Annotated in this window: 5 protein-coding genes; 2 read left to right on the forward strand and 3 right to left on the reverse strand. The window is 70.4% G+C overall.

Annotated elements, in window-relative coordinates; genetic code table 11:
• A partial coding sequence (locus tag HY703_11890; GenBank protein MBI4545890.1) for a hypothetical protein occupies positions 1–245 on the reverse strand: 245 nt, incomplete at its 3' end.
• The gene (locus HY703_11895) at positions 242–1636 is read right to left on the reverse strand and encodes a M20/M25/M40 family metallo-hydrolase (GenBank protein ID MBI4545891.1); all 1395 of its coding nucleotides are present in this window, start codon (positions 1634–1636) and stop codon (positions 242–244) included. The genes HY703_11890 and HY703_11895, both read right to left, overlap by 4 nt.
• Positions 1637–1817: 181 nt before the next feature.
• Between HY703_11895 and HY703_11900 the strand changes: the two genes are divergently transcribed.
• Together HY703_11900 and HY703_11905 are read left to right on the forward strand one after the other, a co-directional pair.
• The gene (locus HY703_11900) at positions 1818–2600 is read left to right on the forward strand and encodes a DUF481 domain-containing protein (GenBank protein ID MBI4545892.1); all 783 of its coding nucleotides are present in this window, start codon (positions 1818–1820) and stop codon (positions 2598–2600) included.
• Positions 2601–2622: 22 nt separating this feature from the next.
• Positions 2623–5775 carry a cyclic nucleotide-binding domain-containing protein gene (locus tag HY703_11905; protein MBI4545893.1) on the forward strand — a complete coding sequence of 1051 codons (3153 nt, stop codon included), beginning with the start codon at positions 2623–2625 and terminating at the stop codon, positions 5773–5775.
• Between the two features lie 80 nt (positions 5776–5855).
• Here the strand turns inward: HY703_11905 and HY703_11910 are convergent, their stop codons facing one another.
• The gene (locus tag HY703_11910) at positions 5856–6623 is read right to left on the reverse strand and encodes an amidohydrolase family protein (GenBank protein MBI4545894.1); all 768 of its coding nucleotides are present in this window, start codon (positions 6621–6623) and stop codon (positions 5856–5858) included.
• Positions 6624–6646 lie beyond the last annotated feature (23 nt).

The raw sequence follows: 6646 nt of genomic DNA on the forward strand, positions 1-6646 counted from the left end.
AGCTCGGCCACGCGCTCCCGCGTGGGACGCGCCAGCTCGAGGCGCCGCGCGTACACCTGCTCGAGCGGCACCTGCCCGCGCATGGCCGACTCGGTCAGCGCCACGACCTCGGCCCGGTGCGCCGCCGCCAGCTCCTCGACCCCCTCGATGGCCGAGAGCGTGGAATCGCAGTCGAAGAGCACGGCGCCAAAGCGCTGCGGCGGCCCGGTCCCGCTTCCAGGCCTGCCGGGCCGGCCCTGCCTCACCGGCTCAGCTCGCGGACGACGTCGTACAGGAATTTCGTGCCAAAGCGCAGGTTGGCAATCGAGATGCGCTCGTCATTGCCGTGCACGGCGCGGCTCTCGGCCTCGGGCACGCGGAAGGGGTCAATGCCGTAGCAGGCGATGCCGCGCTCGCGGAAGTAATGGCAGTCGGTGAAGCCCGCCAGCATCAGCGTGGTGATGATGGCGCCCGGATCATTGCGCCGCGCTACCGTCTCGACCGCGCGCAGCAGTCCCGAATCGCTGGGCGAACCCGTGGCCGCCCAGCCGATCCCCTGCGGCTGGATCGTGATGGCCTCGTCGCCCACCAGGCCGCGCAGCGCGCCCAGGAACGCGGCCGGCTCCTGGCCGGGAAGCAGCCGCACGTCCAGCTCGGCGCGTGCCTCCGCCGGCACCACATTGGTCTTCTCGGAGGCGGAAAGCACGGTGATCGACATGGTGTTGCGCAAGAGCGCGTTGTGCGAGGGGTTGCGCGTAATCGTCGCCAGCGAGGCCGGGTCCTCGACGGCCCGCCGGATGTCGGCAAAGAGCGGCCGCAGGTCGGGATCCGCCGTAATAGCTATGTCCCGGAAATAGCGCTCCACCACGGGCAGCACCGTGACCGGCGTCTCCCAGTTCCGGATCAACTCCAGTGCCCTCACCAGCCGGTGCGGCGCCGCCTCCTGCCGCGGCACCGATCCATGGCCGCCGGGGCCGCGGGCGATCACGTCCAGCCAGAAGGGCGACTTTTCCGTTACGCCCACGCCGTAATACAGCACGCGCCCGCCCGAGCCCAGCGCGATGTCGCCGCCCTCGTTGATCACGAACTCGGCGCCGCGCACCCAGTCCAGGTGGTTGGCGACGACGTCGCCCGCGCCCAGCGCGCCGCCGATCTCCTCGTCCGCCGTGGCCAGGAAGATCAGGTCACGCGTGCGGCGCACGCCACTGCGCTTCACGGCCAGGACGCTCATGAGCTGGGCAATGGCGAGCCCCTTCATGTCCAGTGCGCCGCGCCCCCATACGTAACCGTCGCGGATCACACCGCCGAACGGGTCCACGCTCCAATACTCGGGCGAGGCGGGCACAACATCCATGTGGTTGAGCAAGACAATCGGGCGCCGCTCGCCCGTCCCCTTGAGCCGCGCCAGCAGGTTCGCCTTGCCCGGGGCCGGCTCCCATACGGTGACCGGGATGCCCTCCCGCTCCAGCACGCGGCGCAGGAACGCCGCCGCGGTTGGCTCATTGCCCGGCGGATTGGTGGTGTTGATGCGGATGTAAGCGGAAAGGAGCTGCGCCGCCTCCTGCGCCAGAGCGTCCCAGTCTACCGGCCTCTGGGCCGAGGCCGACGACGCCGCCACCAGCACCAGCGCCGCGGCCCCGGCTGCTCCTCGGACCATGTTTGCATCTTTCATGTTGGCCGATCTGGCTATCCTCTTGGGCCTCCGCACCCCGCTCTTCCGGCAGTGCCATGGTGGGAAGCGGCCGCAAAGATGGGCGTTATGAGCCAAAGATGAAAGATTGAAAGCGCTTCCCGCTCCCCGGCTTGCCGCCCGCCCACGGACCCGCGAGTTTACAGCAATGCGGGCTCGTGCGCTCCCGGCCGTTCTCGCCCTTTCCCTCGGCCTCCTGGCTCTCCCCCTCGGCGTGCGCGCGCAGCAGCAGGCGGCTGCTCCTCCGGCGACGCCGCCAGAGCGCTGGAAGCTGGTGGTCGATCTGGGCTTCACTGCGGCCAGTGGCAATGAGCGGCTGGCAGTGCTGACCTCGGCTGTGAGCCTCACGCACCTGCGCCAGGAGCTGTTCGAGCTCGCGCTGGACGGCGACCTGCGCTATGGCCGGAGCGAAGGCAAGGAGGTGGCGCGCCGCTTCCGGGGTGGGCTCAAGTTCGATCTCTACCCGCACAGCATGTGGTCGCCGTTCTTTTTCACCACCGGGGAGCATGACCGGTTCCGCAGGCTGGACCTGCGCACCAGCGGCGGCGCGGGTATCAAGCACACGTTCTGGGATTCGCCCGCGGGGAAAGCTTCACTGAGCCTGGCGGTGGTGTACAGCTATGAGGATTACGACGTCGCTCAGCTCCCGTTGCTCGATCAGTTCCAGCGCAACACTCGCTGGAGCTGGCGGCTGAAGGCGCAGCGGCAGTTAGGCGGGGCAGTGCGGCTGGAGAGCACTACCTTCTACCAGCCCTTGTGGAACGTTGCCGCGGATTACCTGGTCGAGGCGGAAACGGCGCTGACGGTGCGCATCAGCCGCAAGCTGGGCGTGAGTCTCGGGCACAGCTACAACCGCGATTCCCGGCCGCCTTCGCCGGACGTGCGCAAGGACGACCACCTGGTGAAGGTAGGCCTTTCCCTCGAGTTGTAATCGGCGCGCGGAAGGGTTTCAGTTGGCGCATAGCAGAGCGCGGGCTCGGGCGGCCCGGGTCTGGCAGGGCGCGGCTCGCCGCGCCCTGAACATACGGCCAGGCGAGCTGCGGCTGGTCGCAGTGCTGGGCTGCTATGTGTTCCTCACGACCGCGGCCGTCGTGGTGCTCTCCTCCCTCAAGAATGGCCTGTTCCTCTCGGTCTACAACACTCCCGAGTTCATTCCCTACGTGATTATCGCGTCGGCCCTGGTCAGTGCCACCTTCGCCGTCGGCTTCGCCGGCCTGGTGGGTGTGCTCTCGCGGCCTCGGCTGGGCGAGGTCATGGCGCTGGTGTGGGCCGGCTCGCTGGTGGTGGGCCGGGTCTGGTTCGCGTTCGCGCCCGGCATCGCCTTCGTCCTCTACCTCTGGGTCTCGGTGGTCGGGGTGCTGGCCGTCACCCAGGCGTGGGGAACGATCGGCGACCTGCTCACCGGGCGGCAGGCCAAGCGGCTGCTGGCGCTGGTTGCGAGCGGCGGCAGCATGGCTGGCATGCTGGCAGGCTTCGGGCTCACGCCCGCCACGAGGCTGCTGGGCACCCCCAACCTGCTGCTGCTGGCTGCCGCCCTGCTCCTCGCCCCTGTGCCGCTCATGAGGCTGGCCCCCGAGGCCGGGAGCGTAGCGGCGGGCGTGGGGCGTCGGCGTTCCGGGCACACGTTTGCCGAGAGTGTGCACCGCGGCTTCCGCGCCCTGGGCGAGGAGCGCCTGCTCGGTCTGGTGGCGCTGGCCGTATTTCTGACCATGGTGATTTCGACCGTGGTGGACTACCAGTTCAAGGCCACGCTGCAGGTAGCCTTTACGCGGGACCAGATCACCTCGATCTACGGCACGGTTGCGGGCGCGGTAGGGCTGGGCAGCTTCCTCCTGCAGACCACGGCCTCCCGGCTGCTGGTGCAGCATTTCGGCGTGAGCGCGGGCTCGCTGACGCAGGCCGGCGCCATTGGCGGGGTGGCCGCCTCCCTCTTCCTGTTCGGCGGCTTCAAGCTGCTGATGGTGCTGCGCTTCCTGGACGACGCGATACGCTTCAGCCTGCAGCGGACGGTCGAGCAGGTATCGCTCACGCCCTATCCGCCGGCGGTCAAGGGGCCGGCGTACGCTACCATTTCGGGTGTTATCCGGCCGGTCTCACAGGCGGCGGCTGGCGGGCTGTTGATCCTGTTCGCACCACGGCTGGGCGTGAACAACCTGTCGCTTCTCACCATGGCGGCGGCAGGCGGCATGGTAGCACTCTTCGTACGCTACCAGGCGGCCTATCTGGCCGCGCTCGAGCAGGCGCTGCTGCGGCGCACCCTCAACCTCGCGGCGGGCGTGGCGGGCGGCCTGCCCATGCTGGATCGGAACGCCTACCGCATCCTGGACCGCGCCCTGGCGGATGCGGACGCCGGAGTCGTCGTGTTCGCGATTTCACTGCTGCGCGGCGCGCCCGTGGCCGAGGCGCGCCCGCGGCTCCTGCCCCTGCTCGAGCACCCGGTGCCCGAGGTGCGGGCGGAGGCGGCCACAGCGCTGGCCGACGTGGAGGAGGACGCCGGTCCCAACCGGGAACTGCGCCCGCTGATCGCGAGACTGGCGGTCGAGACTTCACCAGTTGCGCTGCAGGCGCTGCTGGCGGCACTGGCCGGGGCGGAGGACGCGCCCCTGCCCGCACTGGCCCCTCGCTTTCTCGGCCACCCCGATGCTGGTGTGCGCCGCGAGGCGCTGATCGCCCTGGCCCGGCATGATGCCCGGACAGGCAGCTCGCTGGCGCGGGAGAAGATGCGCGAGCTGCTCGCCTCCGGGGACACGGCCGACCGCAACGCCGCGCTGGGCGCGGTGGCGGCGCTGCGCGAGGCTTCTGCCTTGCCGGCCGTGGTTGCGGCGGTAGTCAACCCGGCCACCCGCACGGCCGCGCTGGATGCGCTGGCCGCGCTGGGGCCCGCGGCCCTGCCGGCCTTTGACGAGCTGCTCGGCCGGCCCGACCTCGAGCTGCCCGCGCGCCGAGCGCTGCTCACCGCGCTGTCTTCACTGGATGATCGCGGCGCGCGCGACCGGCTGCTCGCCTGGCTGCGCGAACCGGAGCTGATGGGCGCAGCACTCACCTGTCTGGTGCGGCTGCGCCGCGCCGGCCGGCTGCCGCCGCTGGAGACCGGCCTGCTCCGGCCGCTGCTCGAGGCCGAGGTCCGGCAAGGGCTGCGGCACGAGCTGCTGGCGGCAGCGCTTCGCGATGGCGGCGCGCCGCTGGGCCGGGCCCGGGCTCGGCAGACCAAGCCGGACCCGGAGCGGGCCAGCTTTGTCGCCGGCGAGTTGGCGGGACTCCACCGCCGGGCCGCCCACCGTGTCATCGCGCTGCTATCACTCGGCTACGATCCCGCGCGGCTGGAAGCCGTGTATACCCACCTGTTTGCCGAGGACGCGGCGCAGCGCAGCAATGCGCTCGAGCTGCTGGAAGGGCTGCTGCCGCCGCCCGAGGCCGCACTGGTCCTGCTGCTCGTGGACGCGGCCCCGGTACAGGATCGCGTGGCCGCTGCCGGCAGGCTGGCGCCCGATACGCGGCGCGTGCTGGCCCGCCCGCTGGAAGCACTGGCGGCGGAACGCGAGCCATGGGTCCGCGCTTGCGCTGCCTTTCTGATGGATAGCGACGGCGCGGCTGGAGGCGAGGCGCGCCGCAGGCGTGAGGCTCACCCGTTGACGGAGGAGGAGCGCGGCATGATCCCGGTGATCGAGAAAGTTATGGTGCTCAAGGGTTCATCGCTGTTCCGGACGCTGCCGGGCGACGAGCTGCTGGGCGTGGCCCGCGTGGCCGAGGACCTGCACCTGCCTGCCGGTGAGGTGCTGTTCCGGGAAGGCGACCCGGGCGACGCATTCTACGTAGTGCTGACCGGCAGCGTGCGCATCGACCGCGGCGGCCGCCGTATCGCGCTGCTGGGCGCGCGCGAGGGGCTGGGCGAAATGGCGCTGCTGGACCGCGAGCCGCGCTCCGCGACTGCGACCGCAGCCGAGCCCACGACCCTGCTGCGCATCGACCGGGACAGCTTCGATGCGCTGGTCGACCGGAACCCCGCCATTGCGCGCGGCATCTACCGCGTCCTCTCGCAGCGCCTGCGTGCCACACTGGGGCAGGTGGGTGAGGCGCCCGCGGAGGCCCGTGGGACGCGCCCCTAGGCCGTGTCCAGGCCGCAGGTCGAGGACTGCAGCGGCTCGGTCGGGATGACGCAACTTTGCAAAACCTTCCTGTCGCAGCACTACCTGTCTGTCTTGTAAACGACGCCCCCTTTCATCACGAAAAACACGCGCTCCAGCTCGCTGATGTCCTGCAGCGGGTCGCCGCGCACGGCGATCAGGTCGGCGTACCGGCCGGGCTCGACGGACCCCAGATTCTCCTGCTGCTCGAGCAGCCGTGCGTTCACGGAGGTGGCCGCGCGAATCGCGTCCATCGGGCTCATGCCGTAGCGGACCATGTGCGAGAACTCGCGCGCCATGGGCTCGGTCCAGGCGTATCCGCCCGCGTCCGTGCCGTAGCAGATCATGACACCTTTACGCACCGCCTTGCCGAAGGCGGCTGCCTGCGCCTCGACCATGCGCGGCCAGTTGCCGCCCCGGCCGGGCGCTACATACACGCCCACGTGGATCGTGGGGCACCAGTAGACCCTCTGGCGTACCATGCGGTCCATGAGGTCCTCGGTAATGCCGTGGCCGTGCTCGATGGTGTGGACGCCCGCGCGCAACGCAGCATCGATGCCGTCCCAGCCGACGGCGTGGGCGGCGACCTTGCGACCCAGGCGCTGCGCCTCGGCCACGATCATCCTCAGCTCTTCGTCCGTGAAGTTGACCCAGGAGCGCAGCCGGCCGTCGGGCGCGAAGAAGTAGCGACGGTCCGCGTAGAACTTGATCCAGTCCGCGCCGTACTTCACCTGCTCGCGCACGGCCTTCCGGATCTCCTCCGGCCCGACCACGATCTGCACGCCCGTCGGCATCCTCAGCTCCCAGGAGTAGCCGAGCAGCGGGTACATGCCTGTACCGGAGAGCGCGCGCG

The sequence above is a fragment of the Gemmatimonadota bacterium genome (assembly GCA_016209965.1).
Classification (GTDB): domain Bacteria; phylum Gemmatimonadota; class Gemmatimonadetes; order Longimicrobiales; family RSA9; genus JACQVE01.